Origin of the sequence: Leptolyngbya sp. Heron Island J, assembly GCF_000482245.1 — a bacterium.
Taxonomy (GTDB): domain Bacteria; phylum Cyanobacteriota; class Cyanobacteriia; order Phormidesmidales; family Phormidesmidaceae; genus Leptothoe.
Genome location: NZ_AWNH01000064.1, coordinates 1 through 19494 on the forward strand (window position 1 = coordinate 1; position 19494 = coordinate 19494).

Annotated in this window: 20 protein-coding genes and 2 tRNA genes; 11 read left to right on the top strand and 11 right to left on the bottom strand. The window is 49.6% G+C overall.

Translation table 11 applies throughout. From position 1 onward, the window contains the following. On the top strand, nt 1–381 hold a 381-nt coding region (locus N836_RS57625; protein WP_023071356.1), incomplete at its 5' end, for an IS256 family transposase. A 687-nt stretch (nt 382–1068) separates the two neighbouring features. On the opposite strand, the gene N836_RS57635 is transcribed toward N836_RS57625, so the two are convergent. Together N836_RS57635 and N836_RS73530 are read right to left on the bottom strand one after the other, a co-directional pair. Then, entirely contained in the window at nt 1069–2277 is a 1209-nt protein-coding gene (locus N836_RS57635; protein WP_023073942.1) for an endonuclease/exonuclease/phosphatase family protein, read from the bottom strand. A gap of 142 nt (nt 2278–2419) precedes the next feature. Next, nucleotides 2420–2932 carry a helix-turn-helix transcriptional regulator gene (locus N836_RS73530; protein ID WP_023073943.1) on the bottom strand — a complete coding sequence of 171 codons (513 nt, stop codon included), beginning with the start codon at nt 2930–2932 and terminating at the stop codon, nt 2420–2422. Between the two features lie 109 nt (nt 2933–3041). Between N836_RS73530 and N836_RS75970 the strand changes: the two genes are divergently transcribed. From N836_RS75970 to N836_RS75975, 5 genes are all read left to right on the top strand, one after another. Further along, nucleotides 3042–3212: a toxin-antitoxin system HicB family antitoxin gene (locus N836_RS75970; RefSeq protein ID WP_023073944.1), complete on the top strand. Its 171-nt coding sequence runs from the start codon at nt 3042–3044 to the stop codon at nt 3210–3212. 73 nt (nt 3213–3285) lie between these two features. Continuing rightward, nucleotides 3286–4272: a hypothetical protein gene (locus N836_RS57645; RefSeq protein ID WP_023073945.1), complete on the top strand. Its 987-nt coding sequence runs from the start codon at nt 3286–3288 to the stop codon at nt 4270–4272. A gap of 68 nt (nt 4273–4340) precedes the next feature. Continuing rightward, the gene (locus N836_RS57650) at nt 4341–4661 is read left to right on the top strand and encodes a DUF433 domain-containing protein (RefSeq protein WP_031293239.1); all 321 of its coding nucleotides are present in this window, start codon (nt 4341–4343) and stop codon (nt 4659–4661) included. Continuing rightward, nucleotides 4654–5034, top strand: a complete 381-nt coding sequence (locus N836_RS57655) for a DUF5615 family PIN-like protein (RefSeq protein ID WP_023073947.1) — start codon at nt 4654–4656, stop codon at nt 5032–5034. The genes N836_RS57650 and N836_RS57655 overlap by 8 nt, the downstream gene beginning before the upstream one ends. Before the next feature lie 63 nt (nt 5035–5097). After that, nucleotides 5098–5229: transfer RNA gene (locus tag N836_RS75975), tRNA-OTHER, on the top strand. Nucleotides 5230–5519: 290 nt separating this feature from the next. On the opposite strand, the gene N836_RS57660 is transcribed toward N836_RS75975, so the two are convergent. From N836_RS57660 to N836_RS57680, 6 genes are all read right to left on the bottom strand, one after another. Continuing rightward, complete coding sequence (locus tag N836_RS57660; RefSeq protein WP_327058717.1) at nt 5520–5807, bottom strand: HU family DNA-binding protein; 288 nt, start codon at nt 5805–5807, stop codon at nt 5520–5522. A 132-nt stretch (nt 5808–5939) separates the two neighbouring features. Beyond that, nucleotides 5940–6167, bottom strand: a complete 228-nt coding sequence (locus N836_RS74760; protein WP_071789073.1) for an indolepyruvate ferredoxin oxidoreductase subunit alpha — start codon at nt 6165–6167, stop codon at nt 5940–5942. Between the two features lie 223 nt (nt 6168–6390). Further along, nucleotides 6391–7629 carry an ATP phosphoribosyltransferase regulatory subunit gene (locus tag N836_RS57665; protein ID WP_023073949.1) on the bottom strand — a complete coding sequence of 413 codons (1239 nt, stop codon included), beginning with the start codon at nt 7627–7629 and terminating at the stop codon, nt 6391–6393. A 67-nt stretch (nt 7630–7696) separates the two neighbouring features. Further along, complete coding sequence (locus N836_RS57670; protein ID WP_235071123.1) at nt 7697–8674, bottom strand: J domain-containing protein; 978 nt, start codon at nt 8672–8674, stop codon at nt 7697–7699. Between the two features lie 111 nt (nt 8675–8785). Beyond that, nucleotides 8786–9619: an inositol monophosphatase family protein gene (locus N836_RS57675; protein WP_023073951.1), complete on the bottom strand. Its 834-nt coding sequence runs from the start codon at nt 9617–9619 to the stop codon at nt 8786–8788. Between the two features lie 8 nt (nt 9620–9627). Then, nucleotides 9628–9996 (bottom strand): 2Fe-2S iron-sulfur cluster-binding protein, encoded by a 369-nt coding sequence (locus N836_RS57680; protein ID WP_031293240.1) that lies wholly within the window; start codon nt 9994–9996, stop codon nt 9628–9630. 111 nt (nt 9997–10107) lie between these two features. On the opposite strand from N836_RS57680, the gene N836_RS57685 reads away from it, so the two are divergent. Further along, nucleotides 10108–10194 (top strand) — tRNA-Ser (locus N836_RS57685). A 55-nt stretch (nt 10195–10249) separates the two neighbouring features. Here N836_RS57685 and N836_RS57690 read toward each other — a convergent pair. Continuing rightward, a complete protein-coding gene (locus N836_RS57690; protein WP_023073953.1) occupies nt 10250–11926 on the bottom strand; it encodes an EamA family transporter in 1677 nt (558 codons plus the stop codon). A 497-nt stretch (nt 11927–12423) separates the two neighbouring features. Between N836_RS57690 and N836_RS57695 the strand changes: the two genes are divergently transcribed. Together N836_RS57695 and N836_RS57700 are read left to right on the top strand one after the other, a co-directional pair. Further along, complete coding sequence (locus N836_RS57695) at nt 12424–13089, top strand: response regulator transcription factor (protein WP_023073954.1); 666 nt, start codon at nt 12424–12426, stop codon at nt 13087–13089. Nucleotides 13090–13197: 108 nt separating this feature from the next. Then, a complete protein-coding gene (locus N836_RS57700; RefSeq protein WP_023073955.1) occupies nt 13198–13923 on the top strand; it encodes a GUN4 domain-containing protein in 726 nt (241 codons plus the stop codon). Here the strand turns inward: N836_RS57700 and N836_RS57705 are convergent. Further along, complete coding sequence (locus N836_RS57705; RefSeq protein WP_023073956.1) at nt 13859–14575, bottom strand: HAD hydrolase-like protein; 717 nt, start codon at nt 14573–14575, stop codon at nt 13859–13861. The genes N836_RS57700 and N836_RS57705 overlap by 65 nt on opposite strands. Nucleotides 14576–14825: 250 nt before the next feature. Further along, complete coding sequence (locus N836_RS57710; RefSeq protein ID WP_023073957.1) at nt 14826–16457, bottom strand: ABC1 kinase family protein; 1632 nt, start codon at nt 16455–16457, stop codon at nt 14826–14828. A gap of 52 nt (nt 16458–16509) precedes the next feature. On the opposite strand from N836_RS57710, the gene N836_RS57715 reads away from it, so the two are divergent. Further along, entirely contained in the window at nt 16510–17496 is a 987-nt protein-coding gene (locus tag N836_RS57715; protein ID WP_023073958.1) for an alpha/beta fold hydrolase, read from the top strand. Nucleotides 17497–17716: 220 nt separating this feature from the next. Next, nucleotides 17717–19336 (top strand): 2-isopropylmalate synthase, encoded by a 1620-nt coding sequence (locus tag N836_RS57720; RefSeq protein WP_023073959.1) that lies wholly within the window; start codon nt 17717–17719, stop codon nt 19334–19336. The last annotated feature ends 158 nt before the right edge of the window (nt 19337–19494 follow it).

Genomic DNA, 19494 nt, shown 5'->3' on the forward strand with positions numbered 1-19494 from the left:
AAGGATCTCAAGCCGATTTATCAAGCCGCTACCCTAGCCGAATCGGAAGCTGCCCTGTATGCCTTCAGTGAAAAATGGGATGAGGCCTACCCAGCCATTAGCCAGATCTGGATTCGCCACTGGGAGAATGTGATTCCCATCTTCGATTACCCCATGGAAATTCGTCGGGTGATTTACACCACCAATGCTATTGAATCTCTCAATCGTTCTCTGCGTAAGGTGATTAAGACCAAAGCCGTTTTTCCAGATGAAGACGCTGTTTGCAGGTTGATGTATCTGGCGATGAACAATATCGCGAAAAAATGGAATCGACCGATTAAAAATTGGCGTGCCGCACTGTCTCATTTTGCTATCCTGTTCCCAGAACGCTTCTCTCTCTAAACAAACAGCGTTTACACAAAATTCAGATCACTCTCTAGAAGCAGGGGGTCAACTCGTTGAGACTAAAATTGAATGGTTTCAGGCAGCACAAGTCTATCGTCAGGGCAACTTAAGCAATCCTGATCTACTTAACTTTTACTATGCCAAAACTCAGAGACGTCTACTCCTAACAAATGAGAAACCACTCCGAACGCTTTGCCAACAGCAAAACGTAACAGTCCACGGCACCCTATGGGTTATTCAAGAAGCCTATCAACGCAAGCTCTCAACACCAGCAACACTCTGCCAATGGTTGGAAACCCTCAGTAATCTGGACCGACGCTTACCAAAACAAGTTATCAACCAGTTGAAGGATACTCTAGGTTGTAGCTGAGGAAGTGCGATCGCAACCCAACCTAACTCAACCAAAACCGGCTGCCACTAGCAAAGCTACAAACAGCCTACCCATCAGCCCTTAAACCCAGTCGACTTCGCTGATTGTCCGATTGCCCGTGGCTCCGTTATCGCCACTAGCAAGGTTATTCATTTTTAATTCTTCACTGGATAGGCTTTGTGATCGCAACTCTATATCCTTCCCACTAACAAACCACCCACCCCGTCCACAACGTAGGCTTCGCTCCCTTAAATTTCTCCCAAATCCTGCGCTTATCGCCCGATATCGCTCCACTCTATCCAGCTAGCCAATGCCTAATCATGCAAAAATGCATCCGGCAAAGGGAGCCTCACCCAGATAGGCATATGATCACTCACCTCATGCTCAAACTTCCTATAAAACACCGCCTTCTCAGCACTCGTTAACTCCAGTAATGGCTGGTCATTCAGAGCATCACTAAACAACTGCACAAAGTTCACCATGCCATAATCAGGACCACGCTCTTGAGCCCCCATCATGTCTTGCTGAATTGACTGAGGCAAACGCCCATCATGGCTAAAGAACGCAACATGGTCAAACGTCTCCTTCAGACGAGCATTGGTTCTAAACAATTGGTTGTGAACAGGATGAGGATCTAAAAACGGGAAATACACATTAGCTCTTGAATCCGATGTTTTCACCTGCGCATTAAACGTTTTGATATGCGCAGTAATCCGTTCACGGTCTGTCTTCGGATTATCAAAGTCAAGATTTAGATCTCCCATCAACACAAAATTAGGGTAGTAAGCAGTATCTTTTTCCTCCACTCGCCCAAGAATCCACTCCATCAAAGCATCAAACTCTTGCCGCCGATCCGTCACTGACTCACCAAAATAAAGATGGGCATTGATCGCCATCAGTTTGTAAGGCTCAGTACCCGGATGGCCGACAATGCGAAAGCTAGCGCAGAAGGGCTGTCGAATAAATGACAGAAAAACAGGAATTTGCACCTTAGGCGGTTTCGGCTCTGCACCCACCTGATTCTGTTGCCAGGCTTTGTGCTTATCGAGATATTTCAAATAAGGCAACAACTCATCCCGTAGGACATCGTAGTTATCAATAACGGTCTTGATCAGCTTGCTGCGGTCAAACGAAATATCAGAGACCACATCCCCCCGCTCGATGACTCGGGTGTTATAGATAAATCCCAGACGCTCCCCCATGCCAGATTCACCAGGAAAAACACCCGTACGATCTGAGACCACAGCATGAAAATCTGGCCCCATCAGCTCCCGCAAATAATCAAACCCCTCCAGGTCATCCATAATCTCTTGAACCGCCAGCAAATCAAACTGACGGCAGAGCATCGCAAGAAACTTCCAGGTATTGGCAGAACGCTTACTCCGTTTGCCCAACTTACGAATATTGAAAGAAGCCAGTAGCGCTGATCCATAGATGCGTTTAGGAAAACCATACTTAGCAGGGTCTGCCGCGAATACAGCATTAATCCGGTCCCATTCTTCAGCTGTAAACTCCGAGGTCATAGCAGATTCCTTACATCAAAATGTTTGCTACTGGTAACGCCATAAGAAAGCGCATTGACTGCGATCGCAATCCCAGAATATGCCCAGCCACAAACCGCTTATCCCAGCCTCATAGCAGTGGCAACCAAGAGATACCCAGCGTCTAAGAATTATCCGAATCAAGAATATCAGCAGCCATCGCCCGAGACTCAGATTTATCCTGATCGAGGTATTGCTCCAGCACTAATGGCACCCGCATCTTCCTCTTAGCGGATGTCTTCTTACTCTTGGCCTTCGGCTTTCCCGGCGATGTCTCCTCCCCAGGCGGCGCGATCCGGTCCCCAATAATATGCAAAATCTGACTAAAATCCTGCGGCTGCATCACCCCAATCCGCGCCATGATATCAGTCCGTGTCGGCCCGTGGCTGCGGCCATAAAGGAAAGCAATAAAATCCTCCACCAGCATCCCCTTTAACCGAGCAATCTTCTCCAGATTCTCCAAACTCGGCACATTCCGACCATTCTCCCACTGCTGCACCGTAGACTGCGACACCTGCATCGTCCGCGCAAACTGCCGCTGCGATTGGTCGCCACGAATTTCGTGCACCACCTCACTCAATCGCTTCAAAAAACCCTCGTCCACAAACGCTACAGCCGACTTTTTACGAACTTTCAATGATTAACCTCCAAATAATAAAGCCAGACATCACATAATTGCTTGACTAAATAATCACTCATTATTAACATGATCGATCAGTCGAACAAATTAGATTTATGTGTCGGTCATGAAAAGCGCTCCTCAGCCGAAGCCCCCCCGGCAAAACCTCACTATCCGCATGACGCCCGAGCTCAAGCAACGGGCACAAATCAGTGCAATCCAACAAAAACGCTCACTCTCGGACCTGATTGAGGAAGCCCTCGAAACCTTACTTAACCGCCAAGAACGAGCCGCCTAGCTATCTGTAAAACCCATAAAAAATGCCCCACGCCTGACACAGCTCCGGGGCATCCGTAAAATTAACTACTTCCATGATGACAGAAAATTCTCCGACTGCCTACGACGGAGGACATAGTCTGCAGCCTGCAAAAAGCACTACCCGCTCACATCTCAGACTTACCCCAGAAGCCGTTCACCAAAACTGGCTCGACCACTTCTACACCCCAGCCGGGTACCTCTACCACCTCATCCTTGCCCTCAGAAAACAAGGCTGGTGGTTCCGCGTCGAAAACATCTCCCAGTTTTGCCGCGAATGGCACATCAACCGTCGCACCTTCTACCGTGCCAAAGCCGAACTGATCGCCAACGGCAAACTAGAAGAACATATCAAAGGCAGCGTTAATTTGCGCATCCCCATCCTGAGTCAAATTGACTCACCTGTGACAAACCTGTCACCCCAAGTGATCAATTTGACACACCCTGAGACAACTCAGACACAGTCAGCTACCGAAACCGAATCCCAGCAAGCATTTCCCAACTCCCCAGATCCTTCTCAACTTCCTTCCAACTCTTCTTTAAAAAAGAGAGAGAAAATCGCTTCGCTTTCCCCAGAGCTAGAGCAGACCAATAGCCAAGAAATCACGTTATCCCAAGATGCACCAAAGCACCCTCAAACGAGTGATGCCTCACTTCCCGGACCTCAGCAATGGTTAGACTTTTCCGCCGAGGACGACCCCGATTTTTTCGCGTTCGTCATAAAACAAAAAATCCCCCGACTCCCTGATCCGCCTGCCTCCAAACAAAGCGCTGCTCAAGGCTGGATTCGTAAATACGGCGATCGCCTCTACACCGAATACCTGCAATGGCTCGAAAGCCAGCGCCAAGTTGAACAACGTCTCACCCCGATTCCCCCTAATGAGGAAACCCCAGACCAGCGCCTACAGCGTTACCAGATGCTTTGGCAAAATCCCACCTGCCGTAAAGGCGTCCGCACCGCCATCCAAACCCATCCCGAATGGCATCTAGAAATCGGCCCTGATGGTCCACAGTTCCAGCAGTCCAAGACCCAAGACCCATAAAATCCCGTTATCATTTGAAAGCCACATATACCAAGACAACCGACCAGGCCAGTGCTGCGGAGTATCCCATGAATACCCAGCTGATCGACTCCCTCATCCAAGTCATCGAATCCCTCACCCCCGAGGAAAACAAGCTGCTGCGCACCAAACTCCACGCCCGCACCATTCAAAAAACACCTGGCGTCTGTGGCGGCCAAGCCCGCATCCGCAATACCCGCATCCCCGTCTGGACTCTCGTATCCTTCCACCAACAAGGAGCCGACACCGAAGAACTCCTACGCAACTACCCCAGCCTTATCCCTGCAGATCTCGAAGCCGCCTGGGCCTACTACCAAGAAAACCAAAACGAAATTGACCAAATTATCCAAGACGACCTAGTCCATGGTTGATCTCTACTCCAACGAAAACTTCCCCATCGACATGGTGGTCCTCCTACGCAATCTCGGCTACGACGTCCTCACCTCCTACGACGCAGGTCAAGCCAACCAAGGCATCCCCGACGAAGACGTCCTCACCTACGCCACCAAAAATAATCGAGTCGTCATCACCCTAAATCGCCAGGACTTCATAAACATCCACCGCCAAAATCCTGATCACAACGGCATCATCATTTGCAAAGACGACCGCAACTACACAGACCAGGTCCAGACCCTACATAACTATTTAGAAAACCAACCCAGCCTTACAAACCGACTCATAAGGGTTCTAAAGCAAAACCAACCCAAATCCAGCCAGCAGATCTTCACCATCCGCGAATACTAACCTCGCAGCCACTCAACCCCACTCAGCTCAGAAAACCAGCGCTATATAATAGACTGGTTTTAGGGAAGTTCTGGGGAAACGAACTAGGTTAAAACCTAGAACCCTTGTCTATAAAGACTTTCAATCACCACCTTTATAGACTCGAAATCTGTTATGGGCTTCGGTTCATCGGGGGTTCGAATCCCCCCCTCTCCGTTTGCATCAAAGTATTAATATCCTGCTACTTTTAGCTATTATTGCCACGGTCACTTCCATAGCTGTGGTGTTGCTGCAGAAAGAATTAAAAGCGCTCACTGATTTGCGATCGCACCGTCCGAGGCAGTAGTTCTATCAATGCGCGGCTACGGACAGAAACTCAGCCTGGCTTTAGGGTCCAAAATAAAACGACGTAGCTAACCTAGCCACGTCGCCTTAACTGAAGCTTTCGTCTCAATTTGAGGTGTTTACCTCAATCAATACTGTCCTTGATGTAATCCGCGCAGCTCTTAGGCAGCAACTTTTTCCTTAAATGCCTTACCTGCTGAGAATGCAGGTACTGTAGTTGCTGGAATTGTCATCGTCTCACCAGTCTTGGGATTACGACCTTCACGCTCTTTGCGATCGCGGGGTTCAAAGCTACCAAACCCCACCAGAGTTACCTTATCGCCACTGGAAACAGCCTCCATAATGGACTCAATAGTTGCAGATACTACAGCATCTGCAACTTTCTTCGAAACACCGGCCTTCTCAGCCACCGTATCTAGCAGTTCACCTTTGTTCATAGCAAGAGAAATCAATACTTCCAGGTATTTTTAGCACAGGTCCACATAGAACGCAAGTACTAAATCGACTAAGACGTCCATATTGCAGAGGTTTCCGCATCACGAACGCCTGTTATCTTGAAACTGAGCCTACATTAGCTCAAATTAAACCGGAGTTTTCTGTAAATCAGGTTTTTCTTCAGGTAGTATTGCGCCTTCTACCGGGCATACCTGCAGACAAATACCGCAATCGATACACACATCAAAGTCAATCCAGTACCAGTTTGTTCCCTTCTTATTTTTCTTGGGACCCTCGTGAATACAGGCTACAGGGCAGGCATCAACGCAATCAGCAACGCCTTCACAAACGTCAGTAACAATAGAGTGGGCCACGGCGCTCCTAGGGTTTAAATGGTCATCAAAACGTATATTTATCCAGGCTAAAACCTGTGGAGATATACGAGAAATTAGTTACATTTGTTCATTTTAAAGGGCGATAGACCTAAGTAGGTGAATCTAATGCGATTGCTGATTTAGGGGATAAGGTGATCGGTAGCACTTGCTATTTGACCATCTCTTACAGCTCAAGCCATCCCAAGGGAGCAGCAATGTCAAGCTAAATGCCATGAGCTCGTTGAGCTGATGGCGTCAGACTTTCTACCTCGACGTCCCCCTGTTCTGATACCCAGGCAATATTGGCAATTTTACGCTCGGTGGCAAACTGACGGAGTTTTGCCGCTGGCAAGGCAGGATTCAGACTCAACTCAACTCGAGTCAGCGTAGCAGCGTCCTGACGCAGGATTTGGGCATGGTTAATGGCGGCGGCGGCAGCAGCAGCTTCTGTAGGCACCACTAGCCAGTCACTCTCGGCCACCATCGCAGGTAAGTGTGGCTGCAAAATCTGCTGTAGGGTCTCACCATTGAGGACAAAACCAACGCCGGGATAAGACTTGCGTTCTGGGTGAAACAGACTGAGCAGATTGTCATAGCGACCGCCCTGGCCAACAACCTCGCAGGTGTGTTCAGTACGGACCACCGCTTCAAATACTACACCTGTGTAATACTCAAAAGTTTGCATCAGGCTAAGGTCTAGTACTAGCTGCGGTGGATTGTCCGTCAGGGTACGTTCTAGCAGGTCTACCAGGTTTTTGAGATCGCTGACGCTTTGCCGTTGCTGATCGCTGAGGTCAAGCTGGCTGACCTGGGTTAAAACTGAGCGGGGTTCGCCGCGCAAATCCATGATGGTTCGGGCCAGTGTCTGTAATTCGTCAGACAGCGACAGATTTTCTAAGGTGACACAGTCTAGATTTGCGATCGCAACCTTGACCTGCTCTCGTACCCCAAGCGGAAACGGTGCTAGTAAAGAATTGGTCAAACTAGCCTCGCTCAACAACAAATGCCAATGCTCCAGACCCAGTGCCTGCAAGCAATCAGCCATAATCAGCAACACTTCTACATCAGCCAGCGAACCACTGGCCCCCAACAGCTCTACACCGGCCTGGTAGGCTTCTTGCTGCCCACCCTGACTGCCTGTGGACGACCGCCGAAATACATTGGCATGGTAATAAAGCCGCTGGGGATAATTGCTAATGCGAGTCACCGCCGCCCGCGCAATCGACGCCGTGAGTTCAGGTCGCAATCCCAGACGTTCACCACGACTGTTGAGCTCAATCACTTCGGACTGATGAATCGCGCCGCCCGCCATCAGCGTATCCATACTTTCAACGGTGGAGGTAATAATTCGTTGATAACTCCACCGTTGGAAAACGGCTTCAATCCGATCTTCAATCCAGCGCTTTTGCGCCACATCAACTGGGAAGAGATCGCGTCCACCCGTTGGCGGTTGGTAGGTCATAGCTTTACGGCGGCTGAGTGCTATACCAGCTTAAAGCTTCAAGGGGATGACGGACTAGGGTTCCAAACTACTTGCGTTTTTTACCGCCAAACAGACTACCAAACAGTCCACCACCACTACTGGGCTTTTTAGGTCCCTTGCTGGAGCGCTTGCCAGTAGGAGGAGCATCCGGGGGCGGGTTTCGCCTAGCGTAAGCATCTAGCTTCTTTTTCACGTCGCTGGCCATCTCGTTATCGGGCTCTAACTCCAAAGCACGTTTGGTATGAATACCCGCCATCTTGAGCTGCTTACTACGCATGTACATTCGGCCAAGCTCAGCATGGCATCTCGGGTTTTGGGGATGGGCTTTTACAGCTTCCCGTAATTCCACAATGGCTCGGGTGAAATTCCCTTTGTACTCAAACTCTTTGGCCCGATTGATAAAGCTTTCAATCAACTGAGCACGGCGCTCACGGTGGGATAAGACAGTCACTTTAGACGAGGTGTCATCGGTCGTGCCATCATTATCAGCCACCGACGGAGTCTCCTGGGTCTCATCCTGACCAGAGAGCCCACCTTGACGCATCACGTAAGCTGCATTGAGTTCACTAATGTCGCCAATCGTATCCACCACACCCTCAAGGGATTCATACTGCTCAAGAACCAGCATTTTCAGAGCCGTACTGTATGCATAGTCCACGTTGTTGCTGTTGACAACTTTTTTGGAGTGATCTGTGGATAGCGACAACAGTGACGGTTGAGCCTTTAATTGCTCTCCTTTCAACTTCAGACTGACTTTGTGCTCCACTGAAGATTTTTCTTGGCTCAATATCTCGTAGGCAGGGTTCACCAACTTAGAGAGTAATTCGCTAGCCTGCTGTTTTTGCTCGTCCGTAGCTGTCAGCAAACTGTCGGGATGCAGCTTTCGTGCAATCTTTAGATAACGCTTCCTTACTTGTTTCGCATCGGCATCTAGCGGCACTCCCAAAACTGCATGGTGATCTACTAGATCTAATTTGAATAGTCCACGGTTAACCTGCATTTTTGCGATCGCTGTTTGAGACAACTTAATTTTAGTTTATCCGTATTAGCATTTAATACCTGTAATAGGCTTGACGCTAAACATACGCAGATTGTGTCTAGAAAATTTTAAAAACATGAAGGAAGGATGTGGATATTACGTAGGCTTGAATTGAGGCAAGGGCTGCACCTGGCTTAACTCATGAACAATAGGCTGATGCAAAGCACCGTTAGTCGCCACCAATCTGCCAGAGTAAATATCGAAAGGATCGCCATTGTAAGCACTCACCTGGCCACCGGCTTCTTCCACCAGCACTACACCGGCCGCCAAATCCCAGGGCGATAAACCACGCTCCCAATAGCCATCCAAGCAGCCAGATGCCACATGGGCCAAATCGATAGACGCTGAACCGCCTCGACGAACGCCCTGGGTCAGATGGGTGAAGTGACAAAATTCGGCATAGTTATTATCAATCGTTTCGCGACGGTCGTAGGCAAATCCGGTCACCAACAAACTGTTCGATAACTGGGTCGCCTTTGAAACCTGGATCGACTGACGATTGTGAGTAGCCCCTAACCCTTTAGCAGCCCGATAAAGATCCTGCAGAATGGGATTATAAACTACACCAACCATAGGCTTACCCGCCACCAATAGCCCAATAGAAACAGCACACAAAGGATACTGATGAGCATAGTTAGTCGTGCCGTCTAAGGGGTCAATAGCCCAGAGCAATGGATTATCGCTATGGCCTAACTGACCAGATTCCTCAGCCAAAATGGCATGGTCAGGCAAATGACGCTTAATGACTGCTAAAACAGCCACCTCAGAAGCCCGATCCGCTTCCGTAACCAGATCGCCAGACCGCCCTTTCTCTTGAATCGAAGATAGATTTCCCCAATAGCGTTGTAGAACAGCGCCACCCGCCAGTGCCGCCTCAGTTGCTATCTCTAAAAAACGCTGTAAGTCTTCAGGGGTAGGTGTTGTCCTCATGGATTATGTTAGTCCTCATCCAGGGGCAGCCCAAACCGCACCTTGCCTTTGCCAAAATAACGACCAAACTGCTGCTCGTATACTTCATCCTCATTCTGGGTCTCAACCTCTAGGTCCGTGCGAGGATAGCTAACACACAGAAGCGCATAGCCTTTTTCGCGTAGGGCCGGGGACAATCCCATCGCTTCCGGCTGCTCAACTTCCCCCGATAGGATACGCACAGCACAGGTGGTACATGCCCCATTGCGACAGGCAAACGGTAAATCGGCTCCCTGGTTTTCTGCTGTTTGTAGAATGTAACGATCGTCCGGCACCTGAGCCGTGTAGTGGCAATTTTTTTGCCGATGATGGATATGGACAGTGTGTGTTTGAGTCATAGAACCAAGTAAAAAAGCAGCAGTGCCCTGCAATCGTCGCATGAAATAAGCACCACTTTCTGATAGTATGTTCTGGCTGAGAGAATTTAATTCTTTAGCAATTATATCCCTGGAGAGATGGCCGAGTGGTCGAAGGCGCAGCACTGGAAATGCTGTAATGGGGTGACTCATTCGAGGGTTCGAATCCCTCTCTCTCCGTTCTTTTCAATTCAAGGTTAACTGAGATCTGCTGGGGACTGAGATCTGCGGGAGGCTATTGGCGGCTGAGACGATCTGCAGCCAGGGTAATGCCCCCTAAGGTTATGAGAATGATGCCAGTCCACTGAATCATTTGCAGAGTTGGCTGATTGGTCAGCGCCATGATCGCCAGCAGAGCGGTCACGATTGGGGTTGTTGCTGCCACCAGGGCCGTTCGTAAACCACCCACCAGTCTGAGGCCTGTGTAATAAAAAAAGTAGCTAATGCTAGCTAGCAGCCCTAACCCCAGGCCGCCGAGAACAAATTGGCTGGTGAAATCTTGAGTCACTACCAGGGGGCGTATCAACAAAATGATGCTGCTGAGGACGCCCATAAGACCATGCTGAACCAACCCTGCTGAAATAGGATGACTTTGACGCGTATTGAGACTATTGGTCACCACATACAAAGAAAAGGCCGTAGCCGACAATAGCGCCGCAATGGCACTAGTCAATGATAAGGGTCGCAAAATTAACACGACGCCCATCGCCATGGCTAGCATCACCACCCCCCTTAATAGATTGGGGCGATCGCCATTCAGCCACCACAGCAAAGGCACAACCAGCAGCGGGTAAGCAAATAACAGTGGGGCAGCGACGGCGGGGCCTAGGGTGCCTGCGGCTTGGAATAAGAAAACTTGAGCAAAAAAGTAAAAGACACCGCCACCGAGCAGGGCAAAAAGTCGCGGTGTTGACCGTAGCGATTGCCCAATATCACGCCATAGGGAGCGATATAGTTGGGGGGCCAATATGGCCAAACTAGGGATCAGCACTACCAGCTGTAGCCACAGAAGGGCATTGGCATTGAAAAAATTGAAGCTGTCCAATCCTGTCAAGGCGGGGCCAAACCGATTGCTCCCCAGGCTTAACGCACCAACCAGGACTGTTATGGCACTAAAACCAAAGGTGGCAATACCACACAGCACCATGCCTTTCTTTAAGATGCGATCGCGTTTTGGTTCATTCACCAAAACCGGCGACGGGTCCACAGTTTGCCCCCCATAGGGAGGCACCACGCGACGGGTAGCTCCAGCTATTTGATCGGGACGGGGACGCTCTATATAGGTACGGCTATCAACCACCGGGCTGCCATCCCCAAGGGGACGATTATCCAAAGCACTCGGTAAGGTAGTGCCAGGAGGGGTAGGCGCTTGACCCAGTTGAAGATCACCCAGTTGATTACTCAGACGTTCCACCAGGTTCGCTAGCAGCACCTCCCCTTGCTGCTCCATGGTTTGCATGCGGGTCAGCTGCTGAGCAATCGTACTTTGATAGCTGCTGAGATCTTGCTGTAGCGCCTTAACGCTGCGATTAAGCGTGTCGTCTAGAGCATGTAACCAGTCTTGAGTTGGAGTGGGCAGCTCCACCGAATTAGTCACATAGGCATGCAGATCGTCTCGCAAATTTTGAGCCAGTACACGGGCCAGACGTTTTGCCCAAGCATTTTGCTGGGCCAGTTCCCGCTTGGAGAGGGTGACATCCGCTTCATTCCTGAGAGACTGATAGTCGATGTAAAGCTGGTCGTACTCTACACGTAGCGCCTCAAGATCGCTGATCAGGCGTTGCTTTTCTGTCTGTAAGTACTCAATATCCTTAGCTAGCTGATCGGCAAAATGCCGCTGCAATGCTTGAAAGTCATCATCCAGTGATTGCAGTAGCGGGTCATTGCTGCCCTGGCTCTCAGACTCACCCATGTTGCTCCCTCTTTAGTTATGCTTCGCCCATGACATCAGCCTTCTACTTATCACCCTGACGAAGCCATACCCTGCGTTATACCCAAGTTTTGTATTGGTGTCGACACTGTACCAAGCAACCAGGAATAACGGAACAATTTTCTAATATCAACCGCAGCCAGTCCGCAAATCATCACACCATCTAGGCTGAGGAAGATGGGACGGATTGCACACTTAGAGAAACTTAACCCTTAGTGGTTGGGGCTGCATGTTCAGCATATTAATTGGGCATTATATTAGCCTTAACAAATACACGCAGCCTAGCCCAGAAGCTATCAAACATCTTCACCTAATCACTGTGTCCAGAGTTTTCATTCCAAAGTTTGGATCATCTGGGATGCAGTACATGCAATACCCGCTTTGGAGCTGTAGGATGAGTAGAATAATTTCTGGCTAGGTATGTTTGTGAGAGTTCAGTCCAAGAATTTAGCAAGTATTCTGAGGTAGCTGACATCAGGATGAAAAAGATCCTTATTGTTGATGATGACATCACACTACGGTCTGCGTTAACCCGTTACCTACGAGAGCGAGGCTTTCAAGTTAGTCATGCGTCGTCTGGCACTGAAGGGTTAGCTCTATTTGAACAGGATCAGCCCGATCTGGTGGTCTCAGACGTGATGATGCCTGAGATGGATGGTTATGAGTTTTGCACAAAGCTGAGAGAAATTCGTTCAGGCCAGCTAGTGCCTTTTATTTTTCTGTCGGGCCGCGGTGAACTGGACGACCGAATTCAGGGACACTCCAAGGGCGCTGATGACTATATCGTTAAGCCTTTTCATCCCAAGGAGCTAATCGCAAAAATTGACGCTCAGCTGGAGCGTTCTCGGCGGATGCATGCGGAAATTATCCGCCTGGTGCAGCAAATGCCGCCGCCGGAGTCAGCTCAACCGCCGCCGCCCAAGCCGCTACCGCTGACACCCGCTGAAGAAAAGGTCTTTTGGGAAGTTATTCAAGGCTTTACCAATAAGCAAATTGGAGAACATTTGTTTATTAGCCCTAGAACGGTGCAAACACATCTGAGTAATATTCTGAGTAAGCTTTCTTTGGAAAATCGCTCTCAGCTAATTCGCTATGCGTTTGAACATGGCTATCGACCAGCCAGTTCGGGAGAGTCTGAGAAGTAAAGCGCGCTGTCTTGTATTGCTTAGACATTGTAAGGTAGCCTGAGGTTTGGCTGATTACTCAAACACTGTTTCAAGCAACGCTAACAGCTGGTGTTGTGAATGCACGACATGACTAATGTATCTGCTGATTCTCCAACGACTTTTCCGCCAGATGATGAAAAAACGGCTAAGCTTACCGAACAGCTTCTTTCCAATAGCTTAAAGCGCCAACTGAGTGCCGTTACAGAACTAGCCAGTGGTGGGGAGTCTGGTGTTACGGCTCTGGTTGATTTTCTCAGGAATACGAGTGAGCCATCAGCTACGACAGGTAAGGTTTACCAGATCCTCAGCAGTAGTGATTCGGTGATGACTCAAACATTTTTGGCGGAGCGCTTTCCCGATGGTGTGGTAACACCGGCCTCCGACCAGCAGATTGACTATCAGCCATTACAGACACTGCTAATCGCTCAAAAATTTGAAGAGGCGGATCGGCTCACGCTACAAAAGCTGTGTGAACTGGCTGGTCCAGCTGCGGTGCAGCGGAAGTGGGTTTATTTTACTGAGGTAGATAGTTTTCCGGTTACCGACCTGCGGACTATTGATCAGCTATGGCGAGTGTATTCGGAAGATCGGTTTGGTTTTTCGAGACAGCGAGAGCTTTGGCTAGGGCTCAATCAAGATTGGAACCGTCTGTGGGAGAAACTAGCGTGGAAGTCAGATAATATCTGGACCCGTTATCCTGGTGAATTTATTTGGGATTTGTCCGCTCCTATTGGTCATTTGCCCCTATCTAATCAGCTGCGTGGTGTACGTATGATGGAGTTTCTGCTCTGTCACCCGGCTTGGAACTCATAAAGAACGACCATCGCTGACTGCGATGAAATTCACCCACTGCCTGGTACAGTTCCTCGGGGGTATCTACTAGAAACGTAGGCCCCTGGGCTTCTAGGGCGGTGCGATCGCTAAATCCCCAACTCACTGCTGCCACTGCCACACCTTGGCAATGGGCGGCTTCTATATCCCGCGTTTCATCGCCAATATAAAGAATTTCTTCAGGTAGTAAACGATGTCGGCGCATAATCCGTCGCAGACTGCGGGCTTTACCCAACAGGCCAATATTGCCGTAAATCTGACTAAATACCTGACCCAAATCGTGGCGTTCTAGAAATGGCCGAATGGTTGAGGGGGCATTGGAACTAGCAACCATGATGGTATGACCATCGGCTGCTAGCGCCATTAAGACATCACTCAAATGGTGAAACGTCTGAATAGAATCAACATCCTGATGCAGCTCCCGCCGTACCCGCCGCATTAGAAACGGTACCTGAAACAAAGGAACATGGGACTGGGCCAGTAGTTCAGCAGTGCTCAGTGCGCGTAAATATTTCAGTCGCTCCGGTGTTGTTTGCGGATAGTCATACTGACTTGCTAAGCGATTAGTAATAGCGACGATCGTCTCCAATGTGTCAGCGATCGTACCGTCAAAGTCAAAAATGAGAACGGTCACGCGGGTATGGTGTAAAAAACAATCTTGAAAGTGGCTAAGGAATAGCGGTTAAGGGGCAGCTATATCAGCTATATATCTATCTATGCCCAAATCCAGAATATGGCTAAAGAAAAGACTAAGCCAAGACAGATACTGATGAATCTTCGAGATGTAGGGTATACCTTAGTTCACGGCTACCCGTGTAAATGCCCTACATATAGATACTGTAGCCTCAGCCACGCCTGATTGTGGTAACAAATTATCTTTTTCGTTACCGCCAGCGGCCTGAGCGCAGAATGCTAATAATTAGCCAGATGCCTAGTAAAGTAGCAGCGGCGAAGAGGCTGGTGCTGAGCCACTGTAACTGGACATTGGTTTGATTGCTGGAGATAATCGCAGCCCCAATAATTAAGGCCGCAACTACGGTGCTAAATGAACGACGGTTGGCAGCTTGCTCAATACTGCGTTGCAGATTAGTCAGGTCTTTGATGTTGACATTCCAGGTTAAGGTTTCTTCACTCAGACGGTCGAGCAGGAAGCCAAACTGACGCGGTGCCGAGAGAGATAGGTTACGAAACTCCAGTCCCGTACGTAACAAAGCTTGCAAAGGATCGTCTCCGATCAGCTGCTGGCGAAACAGGTCTGCCATTAGCGGACGAATTTCAGCAATGAGATTGATTTGGGGGTTAAACTGCCGGGCTACCCCTTCTAGATTGGCCAGGGACTTGGTAAACAGGCCAATATTGGCAGGCCAGCGCAGATGGTTACGGGTGCCTGCTTCTAAAATTTCGGCAAAGGCGGCGGCGGTATTGAAGCTCTTGAGAGATAGGCCATAGTAACGGGCCAGCAGACGGCTATAGTCAAATTCTAACTTTGCTAAGTCGACATCCTGCAAAGGTTCTGCCAGCTGCAGGGTGAGCTGAGCACAGCGTTGGGAATCGGAGCTGACCACAGCTAATACCATTTCCGTCAGTGTGGCCCGCGTTCGTGGATCTAAGCGACCCATCATGCCACAGTCTAGGAGTGCAATCCGACCATCACTGAGATAGAAGATGTTGCCTGGATGAGGATCGGCATGGAAAAAGCCATCAATAAAGTATTGCTGGAAAAAGGCGCGAAATAGCAACCGACTGAAGGCATTACGGGCTTCGGAGGAGGCGTCTTGAGGCCCCATAGCAGCGGACAACAGCGGCTGACCATCAAGCCATTGCATGACTAGTACCTTGGGCTGGGTCAGAGGCCAGATAATTTCGGGAACCGCTAACTGTTGGGTTTCGAACCAGTGGCTTTTGGCCAAGTTTTGCCGGAGCTGGTCGGTGTAGGTGGCTTCTGTGGTGAAATCGAGTTCGGCGTTGAGGGCGCTGCTAAATTCATCCGCCAGGGCAATTACGTTATAGCGTTGACCAAACTGGGTGCTGGACACTAACTTGGCAATGTCTCGAATTAGGGCCATGTCACGCCGGACCAGCATATCAATGCCAGGGCGTTGAATTTTGAGAGCGACAGGCTGACCGTTTTTTAAGACGGCACGATGGACCTGACCAATAGACCCAGATGCGATCGCACTGTAGTTTACTTCTGCAAACATCGCCTCCGGGTCCAGCTGTTCTCTAAGAAACGCCTGAATTGTTACCGCATCCACGGGCGGCACCGTCGACTGTAGCGCACTCAGTGCCTCAATATAGGCCGGTGGCAAGAGGTCAGGTCGAGTACTTAGCAACTGACCAAACTTGATATAAACTGGCCCCAAATCCGTCAAAATATTTCGCAATACTGCCGGAGGTGGAATATCTGGTTCTTCCGGAGCTTTACCTACTAGCAACCGCCGCATGTAATCCCAACCATGGCGTAAAAACACCTCCACAATTTCGCCCTGACGGGAAATAAGATTTGGCGTTAACATGCAGCTCTTAGTTAAAGTAGTGTCGGTCTGATGCTAGCAGTTCCCATAACCCATGTGGCTTCGCAACCTTATTCTCCTCTGCACAACGGCTTACCACATCTGGTGTTGTCGCCAAGAAGACCAAACACCGCCGCCAGGAAAGATTTACGACATTGGGGACTGTAAGCTTCATCTCTATCGTCGTGGCCGCCCCCGCCCCCATCAACCGACAGTCATTTTGGACCATAGCCTGGGCGGAGTAGAAGGCTATTTACTCATTGATGAGATGGCTGAATTTGCCGATGTCTGCATCTATGATCGGGCGGGCTACGGCTGGAGTTCTAATAGTCCGAACCCTCGCAATAGTGGCGAAATGATGCAGGAGTTTGAAGCCCTATTACGTCAAGCCGATATCCGACCTCCCTATGTGCTGGTCGGTGATTCCTTGGGTAGCTATACCATGCGTCTCTATGCCCATACCTATCCTGACAATGTCGCCGGGTTGATTTTGTCTGATGGTCTCCACGAAGACGGTATGGCCCGACTGCCCGTCAGTCTACAGCTTATGAAAGCAGTGTTTACGGCAGGCTTTTTGATGTCTGTCGTCGGTTCAGCTCTGGGGATTATTCGAATTCTTCAACAGCTAGGTCTCTTCCAGGTGATTAGCCCCAAACTGAGGCAGTATAGCCAGGCCCAACTTGCTCCAGTGCTGCGGTCCTTTGTCCGCCCCAAGCACTGGTTCACCATGGCCCGTGAACTATTGAGTCTTAATACCAGCAATGAACAACTGCGTGAGACAGGCAACTTGGGATCGTTACCCATCATTAATATCAAGGCCAGCCATTTCTTTACTCCAGCACCGTTACTAAAACCTCTGCCGCTAGAAACGACAGACAATCTGTGGATCAAGATGCACCACAATCTAATGCGGCTCTCCACCCAGACCCTTAGCCTGCCAGCCCGGAGTAGTAGCCACTTTGTTTGGATCGATGAACCAGAGGCTTTGCTTGAAGCTATCGATCGGATGCTAGTAAAACTACACAAGAATCGTCAGGGTTAACCATACTGTGCACTAACTCTTTTAGGGACCGCGAGACAGTGCCTGAATCAAATCCATACCCACGGGACAGAGAGCTAAAACGAAATAACTATGGGTTAGCGACTACAATAAAACCTGGTTGGTGATATTTGATCTTTGTCTCAGCGATGGGGCAAGGTGACTCACAATAGCTAACCAGCGCCATTCACCTAGCAAGCCTCTACTACAGCGGTAACCTGCAATGAGTACACAGCCTGATCGAGTCTTAATTTTTGACACTACCTTGCGCGATGGTGAGCAGTCTCCAGGTGCAACAATGAATGTGGAAGAAAAGCTAGCCGTTGCTCGTCAGCTGGCTCGGCTGGGTGTTGATATCATTGAAGCTGGGTTTCCCTACGCTAGCCCTGGAGACTTTGAGGCGGTCCAACGCATTGCTCAGGAAGTTGGCACCGTTGACGGGCCTACGATTTGTGGACTAGCGCGGGCGACTAAACAGGATATTGAAGCGGCTGCACGAGCGATTGAGCCGGCGGCTAAAGGTCGGATACACACCTTTATCGCCACCTCCGATATCCATATGAAATATAAGCTCAAGAAGTCGCGGGATCAGGTACTGGCCATCACCGATGAAATGGTGCGCTTTGCCAAGGGCTTTACCGATGATGTGGAGTTTTCGCCAGAGGATGCAGGTCGCTCAGAACCTGAGTTTTTGTATCAGGTATTAGAGGTTGCGATCGCAGCCGGAGCCACCACTATTAATATTCCAGACACCGTTGGCTACCTCACCCCCAGCGAATTTGGCGGTTTGATCAAAGGCATTAAAGACAACGTACCCAACGTAGACCAGACAGTAATTTCCGTCCATGGTCACAATGATCTGGGTCTGGCTGTGGCTAACTTTTTAGAAGCCGTCAAAAACGGAGCCCGGCAGCTGGAATGCACCATCAACGGCATTGGCGAGCGAGCTGGTAATGCCGCCCTTGAAGAGCTGGTGATGGCAATGCATGTCCGCCGTCAGTACTTCAATCCCTTCTTTGGCCGTCCGGCAGACTCTGAAGCACCGCTGACTAATATCAACACTCAGGAAATCTATAAGACCTCACGGCTGATCTCCAGCGTCACTGGTATGCTGGTGCAGCCCAATAAGGCCATTGTTGGCGCAAATGCCTTTGCCCACGAATCTGGTATTCACCAGGACGGTGTCCTCAAGAACAAGCTCACCTATGAGATTATGGACGCTCAGACCATTGGTCTTAACGATAACCTGATTGTGTTGGGTAAGCACTCAGGTCGCAATGCCTTCCGCACACGGCTGCAGGAGCTGGGCTATGAGCTATCGGACCAGGATTTAAACAAGGCATTTTTGCGCTTCAAAGACCTGGCAGATAAGAAAAAGGAAATTAGCGATCGCGACCTGGAAGCCATCGTCAACGACGAAACCCAACAGGTAGCCGAACACTACAAACTAGAACTGGTGCAGGTATCGTGTGGCAGCAACGCCCGTCCTACTGCAACAGTTACAATCCGTACCCCCAACGGCGAGGAGCTAATGGATGCCGCCATTGGCACCGGACCAGTAGATGCCATCTACAAAGCCATCAACCGAGTAGTCGATATTCCCAATGACCTGATCGAATACTCAGTGCAGTCAGTCACAGCGGGCATTGATGCCATTGGCGAAGTCACAATTCGGCTGCGACACAACCAACGAATTTACTCAGGACATGCCGCCAACACAGACATTGTCGTGGCCTCAGCCCATGCGTACATGCAAGCTTTAAACCGGCTGTACAGCTCCACCCAAGCAGGTGAAGCACTGCATCCACAACGGATGGCAGTACCCGCTGGCACTGGTGTGTAAACTAATACTTTAGTTGTATACAAGGGGCCTTACCCCCTGAAAATCATGACTTCATAAAACACTAGCCCCATACTATTGGCGGAAATAGCTCTAGATGTAAAAATATCTATCTGGAGTTAATGGTGTTTAGGGTAATTAAGGTAGGGTGCGCCTCCTGA